General features: G+C 68.2%; 20 protein-coding genes. 9 read left to right on the top strand and 11 right to left on the bottom strand.

Features of this window, described 5'->3' with window-relative positions:
• The first annotated feature begins 73 nt into the window (after window positions 1-73).
• Window positions 74-433, top strand: coding sequence for an arsenate reductase family protein (locus ACZ54P_RS07845; RefSeq protein ID WP_465460729.1), 360 nt, complete (start codon window positions 74-76; stop codon window positions 431-433).
• Between the two features lie 507 nt (window positions 434-940).
• Here ACZ54P_RS07845 and ACZ54P_RS07840 read toward each other — a convergent pair.
• Complete coding sequence (locus tag ACZ54P_RS07840) at window positions 941-2,098, bottom strand: epoxide hydrolase family protein (RefSeq protein ID WP_465460728.1); 1,158 nt, start codon at window positions 2,096-2,098, stop codon at window positions 941-943.
• A gap of 61 nt (window positions 2,099-2,159) precedes the next feature.
• On the opposite strand from ACZ54P_RS07840, the gene ACZ54P_RS07835 reads away from it, so the two are divergent.
• Window positions 2,160-3,122 (top strand): helix-turn-helix transcriptional regulator, encoded by a 963-nt coding sequence (locus tag ACZ54P_RS07835; protein WP_465460727.1) that lies wholly within the window; start codon window positions 2,160-2,162, stop codon window positions 3,120-3,122.
• Between the two features lie 168 nt (window positions 3,123-3,290).
• Here the strand turns inward: ACZ54P_RS07835 and ACZ54P_RS07830 are convergent, their stop codons facing one another.
• A complete protein-coding gene (locus tag ACZ54P_RS07830; protein ID WP_465460726.1) occupies window positions 3,291-4,952 on the bottom strand; it encodes a sulfatase-like hydrolase/transferase in 1,662 nt (553 codons plus the stop codon).
• Between the two features lie 63 nt (window positions 4,953-5,015).
• Window positions 5,016-6,161, bottom strand: coding sequence for a PucR family transcriptional regulator (locus ACZ54P_RS07825; RefSeq protein WP_465460725.1), 1,146 nt, complete (start codon window positions 6,159-6,161; stop codon window positions 5,016-5,018).
• Window positions 6,162-6,306: 145 nt separating this feature from the next.
• On the opposite strand from ACZ54P_RS07825, the gene ACZ54P_RS07820 reads away from it, so the two are divergent.
• The 4 genes from ACZ54P_RS07820 to htpG are packed head-to-tail and all read left to right on the top strand — an operon-like array spanning window position 6,307 to window position 11,707.
• Window positions 6,307-7,548, top strand: coding sequence for a YncE family protein (locus ACZ54P_RS07820; protein WP_465460724.1), 1,242 nt, complete (start codon window positions 6,307-6,309; stop codon window positions 7,546-7,548).
• Window positions 7,549-7,557: 9 nt separating this feature from the next.
• Entirely contained in the window at window positions 7,558-8,175 is a 618-nt protein-coding gene (locus ACZ54P_RS07815) for a hypothetical protein (protein ID WP_465460723.1), read from the top strand.
• 50 nt (window positions 8,176-8,225) lie between these two features.
• Window positions 8,226-9,812, top strand: a complete 1,587-nt coding sequence (locus tag ACZ54P_RS07810; RefSeq protein ID WP_465460722.1) for an alkaline phosphatase D family protein — start codon at window positions 8,226-8,228, stop codon at window positions 9,810-9,812.
• A gap of 29 nt (window positions 9,813-9,841) precedes the next feature.
• On the top strand, window positions 9,842-11,707 hold the full coding sequence (gene htpG / locus ACZ54P_RS07805; protein WP_465460721.1) for a molecular chaperone HtpG: 1,866 nt from the start codon (window positions 9,842-9,844) through the stop codon (window positions 11,705-11,707).
• A 62-nt stretch (window positions 11,708-11,769) separates the two neighbouring features.
• Here the strand turns inward: htpG and ACZ54P_RS07800 are convergent, their stop codons facing one another.
• The 3 genes from ACZ54P_RS07800 to ACZ54P_RS07790 are packed head-to-tail and all read right to left on the bottom strand — an operon-like array spanning window position 11,770 to window position 15,617.
• Window positions 11,770-13,809, bottom strand: coding sequence for an iron ABC transporter permease (locus tag ACZ54P_RS07800; protein WP_465460720.1), 2,040 nt, complete (start codon window positions 13,807-13,809; stop codon window positions 11,770-11,772).
• The gene (locus ACZ54P_RS07795) at window positions 13,809-14,783 is read right to left on the bottom strand and encodes an ABC transporter substrate-binding protein (RefSeq protein ID WP_465460719.1); all 975 of its coding nucleotides are present in this window, start codon (window positions 14,781-14,783) and stop codon (window positions 13,809-13,811) included. The genes ACZ54P_RS07800 and ACZ54P_RS07795 overlap by 1 nt, the downstream gene beginning before the upstream one ends.
• A gap of 18 nt (window positions 14,784-14,801) precedes the next feature.
• Window positions 14,802-15,617: an ABC transporter ATP-binding protein gene (locus ACZ54P_RS07790; protein ID WP_465460718.1), complete on the bottom strand. Its 816-nt coding sequence runs from the start codon at window positions 15,615-15,617 to the stop codon at window positions 14,802-14,804.
• Window positions 15,618-15,857: 240 nt separating this feature from the next.
• On the opposite strand from ACZ54P_RS07790, the gene ACZ54P_RS07785 reads away from it, so the two are divergent.
• The gene (locus ACZ54P_RS07785) at window positions 15,858-15,995 is read left to right on the top strand and encodes a hypothetical protein (protein ID WP_465460717.1); all 138 of its coding nucleotides are present in this window, start codon (window positions 15,858-15,860) and stop codon (window positions 15,993-15,995) included.
• 110 nt (window positions 15,996-16,105) lie between these two features.
• Window positions 16,106-17,728, top strand: coding sequence for an alpha/beta hydrolase (locus ACZ54P_RS07780; RefSeq protein WP_465460716.1), 1,623 nt, complete (start codon window positions 16,106-16,108; stop codon window positions 17,726-17,728).
• A gap of 27 nt (window positions 17,729-17,755) precedes the next feature.
• Here ACZ54P_RS07780 and ACZ54P_RS07775 read toward each other — a convergent pair whose 3' ends face one another.
• From ACZ54P_RS07775 to ACZ54P_RS07755, 5 genes are all read right to left on the bottom strand, one after another.
• Window positions 17,756-18,649: a metal ABC transporter permease gene (locus ACZ54P_RS07775; RefSeq protein WP_465460715.1), complete on the bottom strand. Its 894-nt coding sequence runs from the start codon at window positions 18,647-18,649 to the stop codon at window positions 17,756-17,758.
• The gene (locus tag ACZ54P_RS07770; protein WP_465460714.1) at window positions 18,646-19,389 is read right to left on the bottom strand and encodes a metal ABC transporter ATP-binding protein; all 744 of its coding nucleotides are present in this window, start codon (window positions 19,387-19,389) and stop codon (window positions 18,646-18,648) included. The genes ACZ54P_RS07775 and ACZ54P_RS07770 overlap by 4 nt, the downstream gene beginning before the upstream one ends.
• Window positions 19,386-20,300 carry a metal ABC transporter substrate-binding protein gene (locus ACZ54P_RS07765; RefSeq protein ID WP_465460713.1) on the bottom strand — a complete coding sequence of 305 codons (915 nt, stop codon included), beginning with the start codon at window positions 20,298-20,300 and terminating at the stop codon, window positions 19,386-19,388. Before ACZ54P_RS07765 ends, ACZ54P_RS07770 begins: the two co-directional genes overlap by 4 nt.
• 220 nt (window positions 20,301-20,520) lie before the next feature.
• Window positions 20,521-22,620, bottom strand: a complete 2,100-nt coding sequence (locus tag ACZ54P_RS07760) for a heterodisulfide reductase-related iron-sulfur binding cluster (RefSeq protein ID WP_465460712.1) — start codon at window positions 22,618-22,620, stop codon at window positions 20,521-20,523.
• A gap of 23 nt (window positions 22,621-22,643) precedes the next feature.
• Entirely contained in the window at window positions 22,644-23,096 is a 453-nt protein-coding gene (locus ACZ54P_RS07755; protein ID WP_465460711.1) for a hypothetical protein, read from the bottom strand.
• A 234-nt stretch (window positions 23,097-23,330) separates the two neighbouring features.
• Here ACZ54P_RS07755 and ACZ54P_RS07750 point away from each other — a divergent pair, with 234 nt between their 5' ends.
• Window positions 23,331-23,915, top strand: coding sequence for a hypothetical protein (locus ACZ54P_RS07750; protein ID WP_465460863.1), 585 nt, complete (start codon window positions 23,331-23,333; stop codon window positions 23,913-23,915).
• Window positions 23,916-23,930: the final 15 nt, after the last annotated feature.

Raw genomic sequence — 23,930 nt, 5'->3', positions numbered from 1 at the left:
CGTAACGTCTGGGACCATCATCGGAAGTAAAGTGCTCATCGACTGAGCACTTTCAGGACAGAGGTGGCCCGACATGGAGATCTGGGTGAACCCGGCGTGCGGCAAATGCCGGTCGGCGGTGTCGATGCTGGACGAGGCGGGTGCCGAGTACACCGTGCGGAAGTACCTGGAGGAACCACCGACGGCGAAGGAACTGAAGGCCGTCCTTAAGCGGCTCGGGCTCGAACCGTGGGACATCACCCGCACCGCCGAGCCGATCACGAAAGAACTCGGACTGAAGACCTGGGGGCGCACGCCCGCCGACCGAGACAAGTGGATCGAGGCCTTGGTCACGCAGCCGAAGCTGATCCAGCGGCCGATCATCACCGCCGACGATGGCACGACGGTCGTCGCGCGCACCCCCGAAGCCGTCCAGTCCGTCCTTCCCGGATAGAGAGACAGCTGTGGGCCCGTCGCCGATTCGTGGCGACGGCCGTCGCGGGCCGACCAGGACGCGGGCATCAAGCCGCTAGGGCGCCACATCCCACGCTCGCCGGCGATGCTCGGGTGCGGGAGCAGTCACGGAGGGCAGGTCCGGTGCGGCAAGGGGCGACGCGAGTCGAGGGCTCGTGAGTGTTTTGGGTCGTTAGAGCCAACCGTGTTTTAGGTACCTACGGTGGGCGAGTTCGGTAGCGGCCGGTCCGTGAAGGACTCTGGGTCCCTTAAAGTTCCCTTCACCCGCCCGGAAGACCATCAGGAGCCTCAGTAGCACCACCAGCCACAGCGGCGGCGCGTGAAGGCACCTCCCCCAGTACATGAAGGCCCCCTTCCTTGCGCCTGGCGCAAGGAAGGGGGCCATCACGTACTTCACGCAAACAATTCCGGTGCGGCAAGGGGCGACGCGAGTCGAGGGCTCGTGAGTGTTTGGGTCGTTAGAACGACCCAAAACACTCACAAGCGGTCATGCCAGCTTGCCGAAGAAGTCCCGGATGCTCCCCAGCAGCAGGTCCGGAGCGTCTTGCGTCGCCCAGTGGCTGCCGCGGTCGAATTCCTCCCACGACACGATGTTCGCGTGGTCGCGATCGGCGAAGCGCCGCAGGGGACGGAAGTCGTAGGCGAAACTCGCCAGGCCGGTCGGCGCGGTCGTCGGCTCGGTGGGGTGGTCGGTGTGCTTGTCCTCGTAGTAGAACCGCGCCGCTGAAGCCGCCGTGTTCGTCAGCCAGTACAGCGTCGTGTTGGTGAGGACGTGGTCGTCGTTCGTGCCCGCCAGCAGCTGCGCGCTCCAGGCCAGCTGCCCGGTCGGCGAATCGGCCAGCGCGTGTGCGAGGTTCTGCGGCGCGCTTTCCTGGAGTTTCGCGTAGCCGGACATGTCGTCGTTAAAGTTCTGGAGGAACTCCATGTACTCCAGTTCCTTCTCCGTCATGCCCTCGAACTCGGCCGGGTCGCCGCTCGGGAACGAGAACAGCTGCGTGACGTGCACGCCGATCACGTGCTCCGGATCGACGCGGCCGACCTCGGGGGCGACGAACGAACCGGCGTCGTTCCCGTGCGTGCCATAGCGTTCGTAACCCAGCCGCCGCATCAGCTCGGCCCAGGCGCGAGCCGTGCGGTAGCGGTTCCAGCCCTTTTCGTTGGTCGGACCGGAGAAGCCGAACCCCGGCAGCGACGGGATCACGACGTGGAAGGCCTTCGCCTCGTCGTCGCCGTGCGAGCGCGGGTCGGTCAGCCGGTCGATCAGGTCGAGGTATTCGAAGACCGAGTTCGGCCAGCCGTGGGTGAGGATCAGCGGCGTCGCGTCCGGTTCCGGCGAGCGCACGTGGAGGAAGTGAATGTTCTGTCCGTCGATCTCGGTGGTGAACTGCGGGTACGCGTTGAGCTTCGCCTCCCACTCACGCCAGTCGTAGCCGTCGCGCCAGCGGGCGACCAGTCGCTGCACGTACTCGAGCGGCACGCCGTACTCCCAGCCCGGCGTGACGGGTCCTCGCTGTACGCCGTCGGTCACCTGATCGGCGGGCAGTTCGTTCGCCCAGCGGACCCGGGCGAGGCGGTCGGCCAGATCGTCCAGTTCGGACTGGGGGATGTCGATGCGGAAGGGTCTGATCTCGGTGTTCTCGTTCATGAGACCAAGATAAGGTGCCATTAGGAACACTGCGTTCCTAATGAGGAGGGAGTCTCGAAGAATGTTGGAAACTTCGGCAAGACTGCTCCGTTTGCTCTCCCTCTTGCAGACTCCCCGTGACTGGACCGGCACTGAACTGGCCGAACGCCTCGAAGTGAGCGCGCGGACGATCCGCAACGACGTCGAGCGGCTGCGCGCGCTGGGCTACCCGGTGAACGCGACGCGCGGCTCCATCGGCGGCTACCGTCTCGGCGCGGGCGCCGATCTGCCACCGTTGCTCCTCGACGACGAAGAGGCCGTCGCCGTCGCGATCGGCCTGCGCACCGCGGCGGGCGGCACCATCGCGGGTGTCGAGGAGACGTCGCTGCGCGCACTGGCGAAGCTGGAACAGGTGCTGCCCTCGCGACTCCGGCGCCGTGTCAACGCGCTGCAGGCGTACACGATCCCGGTACCGAGGGACGATCCCGGCCCGCGTGTCGACGCGAAGACGCTCACCGTGCTGACAGCCGCCTGCCGCGACCACGAGCAGTTGCGCTTCGGCTACCGGGCCCACGACGGCTCGGAGAGTGTCCGGAAGGTCGAGCCGTACCGCCTGGTGAACTGGGGACGCCGCTGGTACCTCGTCGCCTGGGATCTCGACCGTGGCGACTGGCGCACCTACCGCGTCGACAGGCTGACCCCGCGGGTCCCGATCGGTCCCCGCTTCACCCCGCGCGAGCTGCCCGAGGACGTCACGGACCGGGTGCGGCGCGGTGTCTCGGCCGCGGCTTGGCGGTACCGGGCCGCGGTCACCGTCCACGCGCCCGCCGACGAGGTGACCGCGCGGATCAACCCGGCCGTCGGGACGGTGGAGGCCATCGACGCGAACACGTGCGTGCTGCACACCGGCGCCGACAGCATCGAGACCTTGGCCGTCCACTTGGGACTGCTCAATGTCCCTTTCCGGGTCACCGAACCCCCGCAATTGGTCGACTACCTGCGCACGTTGGCCGACCGGTATCGCGACGCGACCCGCGTTCAGTGAGGGGTACGGCGAACGTGTCGTGGTGGAGGCGGCGGTGGGAGCGCGGCGGTGGGTCGTCGGTCGAGGTGGTCGTGAGTGGCGATTCGGGTTAGAACCCGAATCGCCACTCACGACCAACGCAACCCACCCACGTTTGGCTTACCGCGTTTAGTCCTCTAAATGCGGGTTTCAGCGGGCGAAGGTGCTCAGGAACCGGTCCCGGAACGCGTCCAGCCGCCAGACCGGCGCGTTTCGGTCCGGGTTCAGCCCGTCCTGCCAGTTCCAGCCGGCGATCTTGTCCAGCACGGCCTTGTCCCGGGTGACGACGGTGATCGGCACGTCGCGGTCCGCGCCCGCCCCGGCGACGATCGGGTTCGGCTGATGGTCGCCGAGGAACACGAGCACCAGGTCGTCGTCTCCATACGTCTCCACGTACGAGATCAGCGAGTTCAGCGAATAAGCGATCGAGTCGCCGTACGCGTCCCGCACCTTGGCGGGGTCGCTGAAGACCTCTTCGGGCGTTTTCCCTTGCGAGGGCATGGGGTTGTAGACCGATCCGTCGCCGACGGCGTTCCAGTCGACCATGCGGGGGAGTGGGGTCCACGGCCAGTGACTGGTGACGAGGTCGATTTCCGCCATCAGCGGTGGCCGGTCCCGCTTCGCGCGCTCGGCGCGCTGGAAAGCCGAAAGCGTGAACTGGTCCGGCATCGTGGCGTAGGAGAACGGCGGGCCGCGGTAGCCGATGCCGCGTGAGTCGTAGTAGCGGTCGTAGCCGTAGACCTTGCCTTCCGGCCAGTCCTCGGTGTGCGCCGGCACGACGCCGACGGTGTCCCAGCCCGCGCGTTTGAACGCGCGGGCGAGGGTGAACCGGTCTGTCTTCACGAAGTCGTCGTAGCGGTGCTGGCTGTCGACCCAGACGCCGGACTGGAACGTCGAGTGGGCCAGCCAGCTGCCCGCGCTCGTCGTCGGCGACGTCAGGAACGCGCTGCGCGAGCCGTACCCGGCGTTCTTGAGCCGCGCGGTCCCGGCGTCGAGCACCACGTCGACCTTCGGCGCGATGTCGGAGTCCTGGATGGCCACCCGCCCGTAGCTCTCGACGAAGGTGAACAGGACGTCCTTGCCGCGCAACGCGTTCAGCAGCCCGGACGGCGGCGTGTCACGGAAGGCGTCGACGGCGACCTCCGACGCGAAGGCCTCCCGGTCCCGGATACCGGCCCGCACCTGCCGGAGGTCGTCGTAGGCGTAGGCGGCGGCACTGCGGGACGCGAGCGGCTGCCCCGGCGCGAGCTGCACGCCGACCACCGCGCAGACCATCCAGAGCACGCTGAGCACGGCGACCACCCGGGTCGAGCGGGTGCGGCGTCCGGCCACGATCCGGCTCAGTCGCAGCGTCGAGAGTGCCATCAGCCCGATGACGACCCCGGCCAGCAGCACCAGCCCGATGACCGACGCGATCGCGCCCGCCCGGCCGATCGACGTGCCGAGCAGGTCGACGCCGTTGCCGACGACGCCCCAGTCGAACACCGGGTTGAACCGCCGGTTCAGTGCGAGCCCGAAACCGATGTCGATGGCCTTGACGACGGTGAGCAGCCCGAGGACGGCGCCGGCGGACACCGCGACGATCCGCCGCGCGCCGTCGCGCAGCATGAGCACGACCGCCGCGCCGAGCAGCGCTTCCACCGGCAGCCGCACGAACGCCTCCGGCGTCAGCCTGTCGAGGTCGTTCGGCGCGAGCAAGGCGAACAGCACGAGGACGCCCGCCAGCGTCGTCACCGCGCTGGACGCGATCTCGCGGGCGGTCGTCCGGTCTCCCGGCAGGCCCACCAGTGCGGGGCGCGTGAAAACCGACAAGGCGGGTTCCTTCCAGGGGGTAGGAGCCTTTATCGGGTTACACGGACGGTGGGCGCGGTCGGTTCAGCCCGATCGCCAGGTGCGCAGCGCCCACCACCAGCCGACGGTGTGCCGCACCTGTGATCCGCCGTCGTCTTCCGGCAGGTCGAGCGACGCTCCGGTGATCTCGCCGAGCCTGGAGAGCCGGTACCGGACGGTGTTCGCGTGGACGTGCAGTGCCGCGGCGGTCTGGTCGAGCCGCCGCCCGTGGTCGAGGTAGGCCAGCGCGGTCGAGACGAGCTGCTCGTGGAAGGCGTCACCCGGCGTCAGCGCGCCCAGCAGCGTTTCGCCGAGCAGCGCGGCGAGCCCGGGCTGGGCGTCCAGCGCCGTCTCCACGGCCAGCTCGGCCACCTCGTGCAGGCCGCGGGCCCGCTCCCGCGCCGCCGTCGGCAGGGCCATCGCGCACAGGGCGTGCATTCCGCGGACCTCGGTGAGCGGGACGGCGGGGGAGACCACCATGAGGACGTCGTCCCCGAGCGCCGAGGGCGTGGGCAGCCGCGGCGCCAGCCCGGTCAGCCGTCCGTCCACCAGTCCGAAGATCCCGCCCGTCCCGCCGAGCCGCCGCTCGACGACCCGTGCCTGGTACGGATCGCCGATGTCGGAGTGCACGCAGTGGTAGCGGCCGTCCGGGTTCAGCCCGGCGTGCGCGACCTCCTCGGCCGACGGCACCGCCGTGTCGTCACCCAGCAATCGCCGAAGCAACCGGACCCGGCTGTCGTGGACCGTGCGGGAGAGTTCGAGTTCGGCTTCGTGGTAGCCGGCGATCACCTGCCGTTCGAGCGCGCGGGTGTTCCGGTCGAAATCGACCAGTGCCGCCAGCATGACGTCGTCCGGGACCCCGGCCGCCTTGCCGCGTTCGACGGCGATCTCGACCGCGCGGCTGCGGCCGGCCTGCACCCCGCGCAGCAGCGCGGCGAGCGGCACTCCCTGTGCCGCGCGGTCGGCGCCGAGGACGGCGGCCGCGGCGTAGTCCTGCTCGCTGGTCCCGCCCGGCCGCTCGAAGGACGCGAGCCCGGCGGCGAGCACGATCGCGACGTGCCGCCGGTTCTCGTGCACCGGCAGTGCGGCCACTTCCGGCGACTCCGTGCGGGCGGCCAGGACGACCTCTTCGACGACATCGGCGTCGGCCGCCATCGCGGACAGCACCTCGTGGAGCAACCGGTGCGCCATCGCCACCGCCTTCCCACGGGTGGTTGTGAGCTGTGCACAACGAACGACGCGGTCCTTGGCGACCGGCCCCTACCGAGGGTGTCCGATCGGTTGGTTTCCTGAGAGCTACCGAAAGGTAACAGGACTTCGCCGAAGGGTGCGTGTGATGCGGAAACGCCGGTTGCTCAACACCGTCCTCGTGACCTGCCTCGCCGTCGCGGCACTGGGCTCGGTGCCCGCGGCCACGGCGGCGAGCGCCGCCCTGCGGCAGGTCCTGTTCGTGGGCAACAACTGGGAGGGGACCGCGGACGTCATCCGGCCCTCCGGCGACTACGCGAAGATCGCGCGCGTCGACATGGTGCCGGACAAGGACGAGCGGCTCACCGAGATCTACCTGAACCCCATCAAGCTCGCGTTCTTCCTCGGTATCCGCAACGGCGTCGGCGAGGGCCACGACCAGCTCGTCGACGACCTCTACACGACCCCGGACGGCCGTTCGGTCGTCGCGTCCCGCCCGAGTTTCGCCGACGTCGTCTCCATCGACCTCACCACCGGCCGCGTCAACTGGCGCTTCCCGGTGTCGGGGTTCCGGTCCGACCACATGGCCGTCTCACCGGACGGGCGCAGCATCGCGGTGTCCGCTTCGACGTCGAACACCGTCCACGTGCTGAACATCGAGACCGGGCAGCAGTTGGGTTCGTTCAAGACCGGCGACAAACCACACGAGAACACCTACACCGACGGCGGCCGGTACCTCTGGAACAGCTCGATCGGCGAGGTCAACACCGCGCTCGACGCGCCGTGGCAGGATTTCACCAAGGGCGACCGGAAGCTCACCGTCGTGGACGCGAAGACCTTCCAGCAGGTCAAGGTGATCGACATGCGCCAGCGGCTGGACGCTTTCGGCCGCACCGATCTGTCCGACGCCGTCCGGCCGGTGGCCTTCACCCCTGACGAGTCGAAGCTGTACTTCCAGGTGTCCTTCTTCAACGGACTCCTGGAGTACGACGTCGCCACCGACCGCATCACGCGGTCGAAGACGCTGCCGAAGAACCCGAACACCAGCGAAGACCGCACGACCTGGGTCAACGATTCGCGCCACCACGGGCTTTCGATGAGTCCCGCGGGCGACAAACTGTGCGTCGCCGGGACGATGGACGACTACGCGACCATTGTGGACCGTGCGAGCCTGCAGGAGGCCCGGCTCGTGACGGCCGCGAAGCCGTACTGGGCGACGGTGAGCGGTGACGGAAAGCATTGCGTCATCTCGGAAAGCGCCTCGGATCAGGTGACCGCGATCGACTTCGCGACCGGCGCGAAGGTGAAGTCCGTCCCGGTCGGCGACCACCCGCAGCGCATCCGGATCGGCCACGTGCCCGACGGCTGGACGGGGCCTGCGGGCCGGTAGCCTGCGCCGGTGAGCGAAGAGATCTGGGCGGCACTCGGTGCAACATCCCTCGAAGAAGTGCGGCGGCGTGCCTCGGTGATCGACGCGATCACCGAGGTCACGCCGATCGCGGTGGACGGCGCCGAGCGGTTCGCCTGGAACGACGGTGGCGGGCAGTCGGCCGTCTGGTACTTCACCCCGGACAAGCAGGCGTTGCTGCTGACCTTCGACCACGAGTCGGTCCTGAACCTGTATGCCGAAGGGAACTACTCAGTGCAGGAGGCGCTCTACGGTGGTGTCCCCGAACACCTCTTCGCGCTGGTGCGGAACCGTCCCGAGAACTACGAATCCCTGAACCTCGTCGATCCGGAGACAGGGGCGGCGATCCACTACGCCGGTGGCGTGTTCTGGTTCGACGGCAAGCGGTGGGCGCAGGCCGAAGGCTTCCTCGATCACTGCCGCCGGGAAGGACTGGACCCGCTGAGCGAGTCGGGGTTCACTTATTGCCTCGGTGACTACCGGTTCGGCGAGGAGTTCACCCCCGAGGCGATCGTCGAGGAGCGGGCCGCCGACGGGTCGTACGAAGACGACGCGGAACGGGAAGCGGCGCTGGCCGAGATCCGGGAGATCTTCGCGCGGCTCGGCTGAGGCTCTCGCTCAACGCACGATCTTGGCTTCGCTGTGGCACCGTTTCAGGAATGAGTCTGCTCCTGGGTCCGTTGCTGCGCCACGTCGACGAGACGTCGGCGACGGTGTGGGTCGAAACCGGCACCGCGAGTGAGGTCGAAGTCCTCGGCACGACCGCGAGGACGTTCGAGATCCGCGGCCACCACTACGCCCTGCTCGTCCTGACCGGGCTCGAACCCGGCACCAGCACCGAGTACGAAGTGCGCGTGGACGGCGAGAAGGTGTGGCCGCCGGCGGATTCCGAGTTCCCGCCCAGTCGCATCCGGACACTGCCCGCGAACGAGTCCCGGCTCCGGCTGGTGTTCGGCTCCTGTCGCAAACCGCACGACGGGGACACCTTCGGTCCGGACGCGCTGGCCGCGTACGCCCGCCGGATGGCCGACGGCGACGAAGCCGAATGGCCGCAGGCGTTGCTGATGCTCGGAGACCAGGTCTACGCCGACGAAACCACCGACGAGACGCAGGAATGGCTGAAGCGGCGCCGGGACACCTCGAAGCCGCCCGGGACCGAGGTGACGGACTTCGAGGAGTACACCCACCTCTACCTCGAAGCCTGGGGTGAGCCGACGATCCGCTGGCTGCTCTCCACCGTGCCGACGTCGATGATCTTCGACGACCACGACGTCCGCGACGACTGGAACACCTCGCATACGTGGCGGGAGCACATGCGCGCGCAGCCGTGGTGGCAGGAGCGCCTGCGCGGGGCGATCATGTCCTACTGGGCCTATCAGCACCTCGGGAACCTCGGCCCCGCCGAACTCGCCGAGGACCCGACCTATCAGAAGGCCCTCGCCTCCGGCAGGGACAACGCCGATCTGCTCGTCGCCTACGCCGACGAAGCCGACAACGAACGCGACGGCACCAAAGGCGCGCGATGGAGTTATCGGCGCGACTTCGGCAAGGTGCGGCTGCTGGTCATCGACAGCCGGGCGGGCCGGATCCTGGAACCCGGCCATCGGGCGATGATCGACGACGACGAGTTCGACTGGGTCGAGGAGAACGCCGCCGATGCCTGCGACCACCTGCTCATCGGGTCCTCGCTGCCGTGGCTGCTGCCGCCGGCGATCTCCCACCTGCAGTCCCTCAACGAGCGGGCCTGCAACCGTCCCGGGTGGCGGGGACGGCTCGCGGAGAAGATCCGGCAGGCGGGCGACCTCGAACACTGGGCGGCGTTCCGCGGGTCGTTCGACCGGCTCGCCGCGATGATCGCGCGCGAGGGACGCCGGGAGGAGCCGCCCGCCACCATCGCGGTGCTCTCCGGCGACGTCCATCACGCCTACATCGCCGAGGCGCGGTACCCCGAACCGGTGACGTCGACGGTGTACCAGCTCACCTGCTCGCCGGTGCACAACGCGATGCCGCGGCCGCTCCGGCTGGCGTTCGCCGCGACCTGGTCGGCCGGGGTGGCGTCGCTCGCGCGCCGGTGGGCTCGCCGAGGCGGCGTCGCACCCGAGCCACTGACCTGGGCCAAGGTGTCCGGCCCGCATTTCGGCAACGTGATCGCCACGGTCGAAACCACCGGCCGCTCCGCCGTCGCGACGATCGAACAGGCCACCGGCGACGGGCTGACCGAGGTGGCCAGGCAGAGGCTGGCTTGACCCGCTCCCGCGCTCGGTAATATCGCCCCGTGACAACCTCTGCCGAAACACTCGAGTTCCAGTCGGAGGCACGTCAGCTCCTGCAGCTGATGATCCACTCGATCTACTCGAACAAGGACACCTTCCTGCGGGAACTGGTGTCCAACGCCTCCGACGCACTGGACAAGCTCCGCCTCGAAGCGTTCCGTGACAAGGACCTCCAGGCGGACACCGACGATCTCCACATCGAGATCGACACCGACCCCGAAAACCGCACCCTGACCGTGCGGGACAACGGAATCGGGATGAGCCGGGACGACGTCGTGGCGCTGATCGGCACGATCGCGAAATCCGGCACCGCCGAATTCCTGAAGAAGCTCAAAGAGACCAAGGATTCCGCGGCCTCGCAGGATCTGATCGGCCAATTCGGTATCGGCTTCTACGCCAGCTTCATGGTGGCCGACAAGGTCACCCTGCTGACCCGCCGCGCCGGATCGGACGAAGGCGTCCGCTGGGAGTCCGAGGGCGAAGGCACCTACACCATCGAGACGGTGCCGGACCTGCCGCAGGGCACCTCGGTCACCCTGCACCTCAAGCCCGAGGACACCGAAGACCAGCTCTTCGACTACACCTCGGCCACCAAGATCAAGCAGATCGTCAAGAAGTACTCCGACTTCATCACCTGGCCCATCCGGATGACCGAGGGCGAAGAGGTCGTCACGGTCAACTCGATGAAGGCGCTGTGGGCCCGCTCCTCCAGCGACGTCACCGAAGACGAGTACAACGAGTTCTACAAGCACGTCGCACACGACTGGAACGACCCGCTGGAGACCATCCGCCTCCAGGCCGAGGGCACCTTCGAGTACCAGGCGCTGCTGTTCCTGCCGGGACACGCGCCGCTCGACCTGTTCATGCGGGAGCGCAAACGCGGCGTCCAGCTGTACGTGAAGCGCGTCTTCATCATGGACGACTGCGAAGCGCTGATGCCGGAGTACCTGCGCTTCGTGAAGGGCGTCGTCGACGCGCAGGACCTCTCGCTCAACGTCTCGCGCGAGATCCTCCAGCAGGACAGGCAGATCCAGCTGATCCGCCGTCGGCTGGTCAAGAAGGTCCTCTCGACCGTCAAGGGCCTGATGACCGGCGAGAACACCTACAAGTACGAGACGTTCTGGAAGGAGTTCGGCCGCGCCGTCAAGGAAGGCCTGCTGGACGACCACGAGAACCGCACCGCCATCCTCGACATCTGCTCCTTCGCGTCGACGCACGACCCGGAGAAGCCGACCACGCTGCGCGAGTACGTCGAGCGGATGAAGGACGGCCAGGAGCACATCTACTACCTGACCGGCGAATCGCGGCAGAGCATCGAGAACTCCCCGCACCTGGAAGCCTTCAAGGCCAAGGGGTACGAGGTGCTCGTGCTCACCGACCCGATCGACGAGATGTGGGTCGACGCGGTGCCGGGCTTCGAGGAGAAGCAGTTCCAGTCGGTCGCGAAGGGCGAGGTCGAACTCGACTCCGACACCACCGACGAGCAGAAGGAGGAGTTCTCCGGGCTCCTGACCTGGCTGACGACGGCGCTTGCGGAGCAGGTCAAGGAGGTCCGGCTCTCGTCGCGGCTGACGACGTCGCCCGCCTGCATCGTCGGTGACACGAACGACGTCACCCCGACGCTGGAGAAGATGTACCGCGCGATGGGCCAGGAAATGCCGCAGATCAAGCGGATCCTGGAACTCAACCCGGGCCACCCGCTGGTCTCCGGACTGCGGGACGCCTTCGCGAAGCAGGGCGAGAACGAGGGTCTCGCCGAGACCGCCGAACTGCTCTACGGCATGGCCCTGCTGGCCGAGGGCGGCGAACTCGCCGACCCCTCACGCTTCACGAAGCTGTTGGCCACCCACCTCCAGAAAACCCTGTAGTCCAAGTACATGAAGGCCCCCTTCATTGCGCCTAGGTACATGATGGGGGCCTTCACGTACTTCTACGGTCGGGTCCGCCAGAGCACCAGCACGAAGTACGGCGTCCCGACCAGTGCGATGACCAGGCCGGCGGGGATCTGGGCGGGCGCGATGACCGTCCGCCCGAGGGTGTCCGCGACGCTGACCAGCAGGGCGCCGATCGCCGCGGCCACTGGGAGCACCCGGCCGTGCCGTCCGCCGACCAGCGAGCGCGCCAGATGTGGCGCGACCAGCCCGACGAAGGCGACCACGCCGATCGCGGACACCGCCGTGGCCGCCAGGATCCCGGACGCCGCCAGCACCACCAGCCGCGACCGTTCGACGCGCATCCCGAGGACTCGGGGCGTGTCCTCGTCGAGGGCGTGCAAGTCGAGTTCGCGGTGCTTGAGCCACAACAGCGGGGTCAGTGCGAGCAGCGCCAGCGCCACCGGCGCGACCTGCTCCAGCGTGCGGCCGTAGGTCGACCCCGAAAGCCAGGTCAGCGCCTTGGCCGAGTTCCACGGATCGGAGACGACGATCAGCAGGGTGATCAGGCCCATCCCGGCCGACCAGACCGCGATGCCGATGATCACCAGCCGGTCCGAATCCAGCCCCGAGCGCCACGCCAGTCCGTAGACCAGCACGAACACCACGGCCGCCCCCGCGCCGGCGGCACCGGCGATCGCCCAGGCACCGACCGTCGGGACGATGGTGATCAACGTGATCGCGCCCAGCCCGGCACCCGCGGTGATGCCGAGCAGGCCGGGTTCGGCGAGCGGGTTGCGGCTGACCGACTGGATCCCGCAGCCGGACACCGCCAGCGCGGCACCGGCGAACAGCGCGGCGAGGACCCGCGGAAGCCGTTGGTCCAGCACGAAAGTGAGCGCGGTCCCGGTGTTCCCGGTGACCCAGTTCGCGAGGTCGCCGAGCAGCACGACGCGATCGCCCAGCATCAGGCCGACGACCGGCACGACGGCCAGCAGCACCACCAGCGCGGCGGTGATGGTCACGAGCCGCCGCTTCGATCCGGCGACGCCGACCCGCCCCGCCGGGGACGGACGGCGCGAGCCACTGGCCCGGCCGCGTCGCGCCAGCCACACCATCACGGCGGCGCCGACGAGCGTCGTCACCACTCCGGTCGGTACGCGGACCGCGGCGGCCGAGCCCATGATCGCCCGCAGGACGACGTCGGCGCCGAGCACCGTCACCACCCCGACCAGCCCGGACACCGGCAACAGCACGCGGTGCTTGGCGATCGGCAGCAGCAGCCGCGCGATCACCGGCGCGCTCAGCCCGACGAACCCGACCGGTCCGGCGACGGTCACCGCCGCCGCGGTCAGCGCGACGGTCAGCAGGACCGCCCCGACCCTCGTCCGCCGGACCCGCAGGCCGAGCACGGTCGCGTTGTCGTCGCCGAGCGCGAGGATGTCGAGTTTGCGGCCCATCACGATGAGCGCCACGACGGCGACCACCACGATCGGCGTCATCTGCCCGGTCGCCCGCAGATCCGAAACGGTGAGCGAACCGCTGCCCCAGGCGAACAGTCCGGACGTCTCCTGCTCGAACATCAGCAGCAACAGGATGGTCACCGACTGGAGCGCCAGCATCACCGCCGAACCGACGAGCACCAGCCGCGGACTCGCCGAACCGCCGCCCGCCAGTCCCAGCACGACCACGGCCGCGGCGAGTCCACCCGCGAACGCCGCCCCGCCCACCGGGACGAGCGGCAGCGAAAGCCCGAACGCGGAAATGGCCACGACGGCGAAATGCGCGCCCGCGTTCACCGCGAGCGTGTCGGGCGAGGCGAGCGGATTCCGTGCCACGGACTGCATTCCCGCGCCCGCGACGCCGAGGGCGACCCCGAGCAGCAACGCGGCGAGCAGCCGGGGGACGCGCGAACCCTCCAGTACCGCGAGGGTTTGCGCGTCGCCCTGGCCGAAGAGCGCCTTCACCACGTCCAGCGGACCGGACGTCGAGGTGCCCTGTGTCAGGTGAATGCCGGCGAGGACGATGATGAGCACCACCAACCCCGCCGACACCACGGCGGTCCGCACGGCTTGCGGCGACCGCAGGTTCTCGATCATCAGGCGGTGATGGCCTTCACGATCTGGTCGGCGGTGAAGATGATCGACTTCGGCCCGCCGAAGGTCCACGTCCCCGCCTCCAGCTTGTAGATCTTCTTCGACACCACGAACGGCAGCCGCTGGTAGACGGCGTTCTGCGCGAGCCCGGTGGTGAAGACGTCCTCTTCGGACGCGCTGTAGAACAGCACGGTCTTCGGATCGGTGATCGCGGTCAGGCCCTCGACGTCGGTCTGGCCGAGGCCCCACTGCGGGTCGACCTGCCCGGTCCACACGTTCTTCAGGCCGACGGCCTCGGCGGTGTCGGAGACGAGCGAACCCTTGCCGAACGGGCGGATGCTGACGGTGCTGCCTTCGAGGTAGCCGTCGGCCATCAGGAACGGCGTGCCCGCGGCACCCTTGGCCTCGACGGCCTTCTTGCCCTCGGCGAGCTTGGCGTCCATTTCGGACAGTTGCTTGTCCGCCTCGGCCTCCTTGCCGACCGTTTTGGCGATCAGCTTGAAGTCCTCGCGCAACCGGTCGAAGTTCCGGCTCGCGTCGCTGGATTTGGTGACCACGACCGGCACGTACTTCTCGATCTGCGGCACCAGCGTCGAGTCGCGTTCCTCGGCCATGATGACGACCTCGGGGTTCAGCCCGACGATCGCGTCGACGCTGGGTTCGTTGCGCTTGCCGACGTCCTTGACCTCGGCCGACAGCGGAACGGCCTTGTCCCAGACGTGGTAGCCCGCGACGTCCGCGGCGCCGACCGGCATGACCCCGAGCGAGGCGACCATTTCGGCCTCGCCCCACTCCAGCGCGACGACGCGTTTCGCCGGGGCCTTGAGGGTGACGGCCTTGCCGCGCGCGTCGGTCACCGTGACCGGACCGCTCGTGGCGGCGGACTCGTTCGGCGCCGACGCGGGGGTCTCGGTGGTGCCGCAGGCGGACAGCAGCAACGCCGCCGCCGTGAGGAGGGCAGGGGTCAGCACTCGCATGGTTCTTCCTGGATTTTCTCAGGCGGGCCTGGGCGAATAACGCCCGAGTGGCCTGCAGTGGATCGCGCCCGTGACCGGGTCGTTCGCGACGTGGACGGTGACTCCGTAGGCCTGGGAAAGATGCTCGGTGGTGAGCACCTGGCCGATGTCGCCCGTGGCCACGATGGTTCCCTCGCTCAGCAGCACGACCTCGTCGGCGATGATCGCCGCGTGGTCGAGGTCGTGCAGCACCACGCCGACCGCGACGCCTTCTCCGGCTAGATCGCGGACGACATCGAGGATCTCGACCTGGTAGCGCAGGTCGAGATGGTTGGTGGGCTCGTCGAGCAGCAGCACGGAGGTCTGCTGCGCGAGGCAGGACGCGAGCCAGACGCGCTGGAGTTCGCCGCCGGACAGTTCGTCGACGCCGCGTTCGGCCATCGGCGTCACGCCGGTCAGTTCCATCGCGCGGCGGATCGCGGCGGCGCCGTCGGCGTCGACCCCGCGCCAGCCCGAGCGGTACGGGTAACGGCCGTAGGAGACGACGTCGCGGACCGACACCCCGCTCGGCGTGGGCCGGTGCTGGGTCAGCAACGTGACCTGGCGGGCGAACTCCTTGCCGGACAACGCGTTCGGACCCCAGACGGAACGCTCGCCGAGCCGGACGTCGCCTTCTCGGGGTTTGTGCAGCCGCGCCAGCGAACGCAGCAGCGTCGACTTGCCGGAACCGTTCGGCCCGACCAGCGCGGTCACCGTACCCGCGCGCAGCGACAGCGACACGCCGTCCACCACGGCCCGTTCATGGTGCGCGAGCACCAGGTCATGGCCGGTGAGCAGCGCGTCTTCCGTCGACATGAGGGGAGCCTAACCTAAGGGAGCGGGCCGGCCGGTGTCGTGAGTGACACAGCGCGCCGGGTGACCGCCCGGTTACCGCGAACGCGCGATCCAGGAAAGGTTCGGTCGTCGTCCGTGGCCTTCCGGGCGACGAAGGCGGGGGAGACGCATGGAAGGCTTGTACGAACTGCTGTGGGATCGCGTGGACGCCAACGCCCGGCGCGCGGTCGACGTCTATTTCGCGCCGGTGAGGATCTGTCGATGCTGACGGCTTTCGGTGAGCAACGCGGCGCTCAGGGCATCTCGCCGGCCTCCGGGCGGCGAGTCCTCGCTCTGCACGACGTGCTTACCCTGCGGGAGATCCACGAAGCGGCCGGGCTGCACGAGGGCTGGAGCTGATCTTCGTGACGACGGCCCGCGGTTTCCCCGAATCGCGGGCGGGTGGGACCGGGATCCGGTATCAAGGTGCCGGTCGCGTGAGGACGCGACAGAAACTGGGGATGTAACAGATGAAGAGATTCCGTCACGCGCTGGTCGTTCCGGCCATCGCGGGCCTCATGCTGAGCGGGTTCACGCCTGCCTTCGCGACAATCGATCCGGTCGACGAAACCCTGCCGGTCAACTCGACGGGAATTCCCGCGAAGTACGCCGAGCAGCCGATCAACTGGCATCCGTGCGCGGACAACGAGTTGCCGTCCAAACCGCCTGCCGGCGCGGAGAACATCCAGTGCGCGACTTACCTGACGCCGCGCGACTGGACGAACCTCGCCGACACCCGCGATCTCACCATCGCGATCAGCAGGCTGCCCGCCACCGGTACGGCGACACAATCGCTGTTCATCAACCCGGGTGGCCCTGGTGCGGCCGGGCGGATCTGGCCGGTGAAACTGCGCAACCAGCCGCGGGTGCGGGCGAATCAGGAGGTGATCGGCTTCGATCCGCGCGGCACCGGGATGAGCACGACGATCACTTGCGGTGGCGCGCTGGACAACCCCGAGTACCTCGACCCGCGTGACCGGGACCCGGCGAACCTGGGCCGCATTCTCGATGTCACGAAGGAGGCTGTCGGGCTGTGCAAAGAGCGGTCCGGCGACCTCGGGCCGTTGATCACCACCGACCAGACGATCCGCGACATCGATCTGCTGCGGGTCCTGCTGAATCGGCCGAAGATCAACTGGGTCGGCTACTCGGCGGGCACCTGGATGGGCGCGTACTACGCCCAGCGCTTTCCGGAGCGGGCCGGGCGGTTCCTGCTCGACTCGCCGGTCGAGTTCACCACCACCTGGCAGAAGGCGTTCGACTGGCAGCCGATGAGCTTCGAGCGGCGCTGGCGCCAGGATTTCCTGCCGTGGATGGCGAAGTACGACAAGCTGTATCACTTCGGCACCACCGCTGACGCGGTCCGGGAGACGTTCGAACAGGTCCGTGCGAAGCTGCGAACGCGGCCGGTCGACTACGGCGGCATGAAGGTCGGGCCGAACATCCTCGACTCGTTCGCGGCCGAAGGCATTTACGCCAAGAGCCAGTTCCACGGAACGGCGACCATGCTGGTCGACATCCGCACCCTGACCGAGCAGACCGCGTCCGCCGACGAACGGGCCGCGGCGGCGAAGCGGATCTCCTCGGCGCGCCAGAACGAGGACGTGCTGATCCCGAGGCTCGGCGCGGCCGCCGCCGACTCGTATCCCACCGCGTTCTGGACGATCCGGTGCAACGAGGGTCCGTGGACCGGTGACCGCGACAGCGTCGTCGTGCAGTCACAGCAGTACCTCGACATGCAGCAGACGTTGGTCGGTGGCAAGTGGATGGTCCAGCCGTGCATCTACTGGGACAAGCCGCGGCCGCCGCTGCCGGTCATCGACGGCAAGGGTGTGCCACCGGTGCTGATGCTGCATTCGGAACACGACCCGGCCACCGCGATCGAAGGAGGCAGGCGCGCGCACGCGGCCTTCGCGGGTTCCCGGATGGTCACCGTCACCGGTGAAGGCGACCATGGCCTGTACGCCACCAGTGGCGTACACAACAACAAGACGCTGGACAGTGTCGTCGAGGACTTCCTGGCCGATGGTGTGCTGCCACCCGCGGACATGACCGTTCCGGGGATGCCGCTTCCGGTGCCTCCCGGCGCCTGATCGTTCTGTGGCACGTGAGGGTCGCCCTCAGGACAGTGGGAAGTCCTGAGGGCGGCCCACCCGCGCCGCTTCCCGCCTGCGCTTGGCGAGCCGCTTCCCCACGATCCCGTGCCGCGGGCCGAACAGGTACACGAGCGTGAACCCCGCCCCCTGCACCAGCACGATCATCCCGCCGGACGCGGTGTCGAGGTGGTAGCTCAGGTACAGCCCGGTCACCGCCGCGAGCACCGAGAACGACGGCGCGATCACGAGCATGCGGCCGAACCGGTCGGTCAGCAGATACGCCGTCGCGCCGGGGATGATCAGCATCGCCACCACCAGGATCACGCCGACCACCTGCAACGCCACCACCGACGTCAGCGCGAGCAACCCGAGCAGCGCGGCGCCGAGCAGCCGGGGGTTGAAACCGATGGCGTGCGCATGCGTGGGATCGAAGGCGTACAAGGTGAAATCGCGGCGTTTGAGCACGAGCAGGGTGAGCGTGATCGCGCCGAGGACGCCGATCTGGAGCAGATCCGAGACGTCGACGCCGAGCAGGTTGCCGAAGATGATGTGGTTCAGGTCGGTCTGGCTCGGCGTCACCGAGATCAGCACGAGGCCGAGGGCGAACAGCGTGGTGAACACGATGCCGATCGCGGCGTCCTCCTTGACCCGGCTGGTGTCGCGGACGACGCCGATCAGTGCCACGGCGAGGAAACCGAAGACGACGGCGCCCAGCGCGAAGGGCGCGCCGAGGATGTAGGCGAGCACGACGCCGGGCAGCACCGCGTGCGAGACCGCGTCGCCCATCAGCGACCAGCCGATCAGCACCAGCCAGCAGGAGAGCACCGCGCAGACCACGGACGCGACGACCGTGGAGGCCAGCGCCCGCACCATGAAGCCGTAGTTCAGCGGTTCGAGCAGGAGATCGTAGAGGTTCACGCGGGTTCTTCTTCCCGTCGCAGGACATCGAGTCCGAAGGCCAGCGCGAGATTCTCCGGCCGGAGCACCTCGTCGGGGGAGCCGTGCGCGAGCACCTTGCGCATGAGCAGGATCGCCTCGTCGGCCAGGCCGGGCAGCGCGTGCAGGTCGTGGGTGGAGATCAGGACGGCGGCCCCGTCGGCCGCGAGTTCCTTGAGCAGCCGGGTGATCGTGGCCTCGGAGCGCTTGTCCACACCGGCGAACGGCTCGTCGAGGAGCAGGACCCGCGCGCCCTGGGCGATGCCACGGGCGACGAACGCGCGTTTGCGCTGGCCGCCGGACAACTGCCCGATCTGACGTCCGGCGAGTTCGGTCAGCTCGACCCGGTCCAGCGCCTGATCGACGGCTTCGTGGTCGGCGCGGCGCGGCCGCCGGGTGAACCCGAGACGCCCGTAGCGGCCGGTCATCACGACATCCCGCACCGACAGCGGGAACGACCAGTCGACGTCCTCGCTCTGCGGCACATAGCCGATCACGCCGGTCTTGCGGGCGCGGGCGGGCGGGCCGCCGTCGACCGAGACGGTGCCGGTGTCCGGCCGCACCATGCCCATGATCGTCTTGAACAGCGTCGACTTGCCGGAGCCGTTCATCCCGACCAGACCGCAGACGCGGCCGTGTTCGAGGGTGACGTCGACACCGTCGAGCGCGAGGACGTCGCCATAGTGGACGGTGACGTCTTCGACGCGGATCGCGGCGGTCACGGCTTCGCTCCGGTGAGGCCGGCCACGATCGTCTTCGAGTCGTGTCGGATGAGGTCGAGGTACGTCGGCACCGGGCCTTCGGGGCCGGACAGGGAATCGACGTAGAGGACGCCGCCGAACGCGGCACCGGTCGCGGAGACGACCTGGCGCATCGGGGCGTCGGAGACGGTCGACTCACAGAACACCGCGGGGACCTTGTTCTGCTTGACGAATTCGATGGCGCGGGTGATCTGCTGCGGCGTCGCCTGCTGTTCGGCGTTGACCGCCCAGATGTACCGCTCGGTGAGGCCGGTGTCGCGCGCGAGGTAGGAGAACGCGCCCTCACAGGTCACGAGCGCGCGTTCGTTCTGCGGAAGGCCGCTCAGCGCACCGGTCATCTCGTCCTGCACCTCCCGCAGTTTCGCCTTGTAGGCGTCGCCGTTGGCCTTGAACACGGCGGCGTCGCCGGAGGAGAGCTCGCTGAACGCCTTCACCATGTTGTCCACGTAGATACCCACATTCGTCGGGGACATCCACGCGTGCGGGTTCGGCTTTCCCTGATAGGAGTCTTCTGCGATGTCGATGGGCTGGACACCCTCGCTGACCACCTTGTGCGGTGCGTCGCTCTCCTTGACGAACCGGGCGAACCAGGCCTCCAGGTTCAGTCCGTTGTCGAGGATCAGGTCGGCCTTCGCGGCCTTCTTGATGTCGTCCGGAGTGGGCTCGTAGCCGTGGATCTCCGCGCCGGGCTTGGTGATCGACTCGACCCGGAGCTTGTCGCCCGCGACGTTGGAAGCGATGTCGGCGAGGACCGTGAACGTGGTCAGTACGACGGGCCTGCGGTCGCTGTCGCCCGCGCTGGGGCCGCCGCACGCGGTCAGGACGAGCGTGGACGCCGCCAGCGCACAGACGGCCTTGCGCAGATTCGCCATGCCGGGAGTCTAGAGTTCGGCAGGCCGAACTTCCAACTCACCTGTGCCTTAAATCTCTGAGTGAATCCGCGTCCGCGAGCGACGTCGGCAGGGCGCCACCTGGTCAGTCCAGTCAGGTTAACGAGGAAAGGCGCCCTGCCACCGCGATAGCGGGCCTTCGGCCGGGCGGGTTCACGCGTTGTGTCTTTCCGGCATACATCTCAGCTCCGCCGACAGGCGCTTAAATCTCGGTCGCTGTGGGGTTCCGCTCTCGTACGGTTTCCAGGAGCAGCTGCGAGACGTCGCGCACGGTGACGTTCTCGCCACGCTGCTCGCTCTGCCGCTGGACGAGACCGTCGTTCAGCATCACGCGGCAGAACGGGCAGCCGGTGACGATGGTCTCGGCGTCCGTGCCGAGCGCCTCGTCGACGCGTTCGAGGTTGATGCGCTTGCCGATCTGCTCCTCCATCCACATCCGCGCGCCGCCGGCGCCGCAGCACAGTGAGCGGTCGCCGTGCCGGGGCATCTCGCTCAGCGTGGCGCCGGTCGCGCCGACGAGTTCGCGCGGCGGTTCGTAGACCTTGTTGTGGCGGCCCAGATAGCAGGGGTCGTGATAGGTCACCGGTCCGGCGTCGACCGGTTTGACCGGGGTCAGATTGCCCGCGCGCACGAGCCGGTTCAGCAGCTGCGTGTGATGCAGGACCTCGTAGTGCCCGTCCAGTTGCGGGTACTCGCGGCCGAGCGTGTTCAGGCAGTGCGGGCAGGTGGTGACGATCTTGCGCGTACCCGGTTCGCGGCCCTCGAACACCGCGTTCAGGGTTTCGACGGTCTGCTGCGCGAGCATCTGGAAGAGGAACTCGTTGCCCGAGCGCCGCGCCGGGTCGCCGGTGCAGGATTCGTCGGTGCCGAGGATCGTGTACTTCACCCCGGCCAGATGCAACAGCTCCGCGGTGGCGCGGACCGTCTTGCGCGCGTTGTCGTCGAAGGCGCCCGCGCAGCCGACCCAATAGACGTACTCGACGTCCTCGGCGAGTTCGCCGTCGAAGATCGGCACCTCGAAATCCAGGCCCTTCGTCCACGCGAGACGATCGGAATTGTTCTGGCCCCAAGGGTTTCCCTTGGTCTCCAGGTTCTTGAACAGCACGCCGAGTTCGCTGGGGAACGCGGACTCGATCATCACCTGATAGCGGCGCATGTCGACGATGTGATCGACGTGTTCGATGTCCACCGGGCACTGCTCCACGCAGGCACCGCAGGTGGTGCAGGACCAGAGCACGTCCGGATCGATGACCCCGAAGTCCTCCTTGGTACCGACGAGCGGACGCTCCTCGGGCGGCTCCTTGCCGTCGAGGATGTACGGCGCCTTCTCGAAGAGGTGGTCCCGCAGGTCCATGATGACCAGCTTGGGCGACAACGGTTTCCCGGTGTTCCACGCTGGGCACTGCGACTGGCAGCGGCCGCATTCGGTGCAGGTGGCGAAGTCGAGCATGCCCTTCCAGGTGAAGTCCTCGATCTTGCCGCGGCCGAACGTGTCGTCCTCGCCGGGATCCTCGAAGTCGATCGGCTTGCCCGCCGATTCCATCGGCAGCAGCGGGCCGAGCGCGTCCGGGAGCCGTTTGGCGGTGACGTTGACCGGCGCCAGGAAGATGTGCAAGTGCTTGGAGTAGAGCACGATCGACAGGAACGCCAGCATCACACCGATGTGCAGCAGCAGCCCGACGGTCTCCAGCGGTTCGTTGAACGAAGGCCCCAGCGGCTCCAGGAGTTCGCCAACACCGAGGGAGACCCACGCGCCCGACTCGTACGGGAAGACGCCGACCGCCGCCGACGCGCCGCGGAAGAGGAACATCGTCCAAATCACAGTGAAGATCATGAACAGGATCAGCCAGGCGCCACCGGTGTGCGAGCCGAAGAAGCGCGACGCGCGGTCTTTCTTTTCGGGCGCCTGGCGGATCCGGATGACCGCGAAGACCGCGAGCGAGACGAGGACCGCGACCGCGATGAAATCCTGGAGGAACCCGAGAACCGCCCAATGCCCGATGAGCGGGATGTGGAAGTCTTGGTCGAACAAGGCACCGTACGCCTCGACGTAGACCGAGCCGAGGATCACGAAACCCCAGAACGTGAACAGATGCGCGAGCCCGGGAACGGACCACTTCAGCAGTTTGCGCTGCCCGAAGACCTCGGCCAGATGCGTTTTCACGCGGACGGCCATGACGTCCGAGCGCTTCTTGTCCGGCTGGCCGGACCGGATCAGTTTCGCGAGCCAGGCGGCGCGGCGGGCGGCGAAAGCGAGGCCGACGACCGTGATGAGCAGACCGAGGATGAGACGAACGAGCACGAGTCCTCCGGGGGAGAATCGGCTCAGTGAGAGCCGGTGTAGTACCGGCACGCCTTGCAGGCGTACCGCATTTTGGCCACTCGCCACCGTTTCCGGTAGACCTCGAGCCGTCCCGGCCGTGGCGGGCGCACGCCGAGTCTTTGGTGACTTCGCCGTTGGTGGCAGCGGATCCGCCGCCCCGTTTCGAAGAGTTCGGTCGCCAGCCCGAGGTAGGCGCGCCGGAGGGCGATACCGGTTCCCGGCGTGGGATTGTCGCGGCAGAACCGGTGGAGGAGGGCGAGGTCCGGCAGACCGGGGGTGGCGGCGCCGGGTAGGTGCTCGACGACGCCGAGACCCGGATGCCCTGGGGGAAGGGAGAATCGGGCGGGAAGTCCACAGTGGACGCAGGTGAGCGTGCAGCTCAGACATCGGGTGACATGGCGGATCCGCCGTTCGCGCTGATCCCCGTCGATCACCTCGCGAACGTGCCACCCCATGGAGCCTCCCAAGACCGTGGTGTGTCCTGTGTCACTCTCAATACTGGAGAGTAGGGGGCGCTCCCGGTGGCGCGACAGGTCCAACCGGATGGCGTCGGAGCGGCCGGTCGGCGTAACCCAGCCCTGCCGCACGCTTGCGCACACCGTGACCCACTCGTAGCCGAAAACCCTCCTCGCGGCGTCACGCCCTGGTTATAGTCCTGACTCGGGGTAATGGGGGAGGGAACGACGGCGATGGGCGGGTTCGTCACCGCGGCTCTGGGGTTCCCGGCCGTGCTTTTCAGCTTCCTGCTGATCGTGGTGATCGGCTATTGGCTGCTGGCACTGCTCGGTGTCTTCGATCTCGATGAGTTCGACGGCGGCGACGGGCTCCTTGCCGGGTTTGGCGGCGTCCCCCTGTCCCTTTCGCTCTCTTTGCTGATCGCATTCACCTGGTTCGCCAGCCTGGCAGGGACGGTTCTTCTCGATGACTTGGAGCTTTCGACACCTTCGAGGATCGGCTTCGGCGCCGGCGTGCTCGTCGTCGCGCTCGTCCTCGGAACACTCGGGACGAGGGTGATCGTGGTGCCGCTGCGCCGGGTATTCGGTCCCGCCAGGGAACCGAGCAGGATGGATTTCGTCGGCCGCGCCGCGGTCATCCGCACCTCGTCGGTGACCCACGACTTCGGGCAGGCCGAGGTCGCCGCCGCCGACGGGTCGACGGCCATTGTGGACGTTCGCCAGGCGGGTGAAGGCAACCTGACGGCGGGGAGCCGCGTAGTTCTCTATGACTACGACTCCGAAGGCGAGTTCTTCTGGGTCGAGTCCTTGGACATCTGAAGCAGAAAAGGAACA

This window comes from Amycolatopsis sp. NPDC034160 (assembly GCF_055575355.1).
The sequence above is the reverse complement of the archived record's forward strand: the minus strand, read 5'-3'. Positions and strand labels throughout refer to the sequence as shown.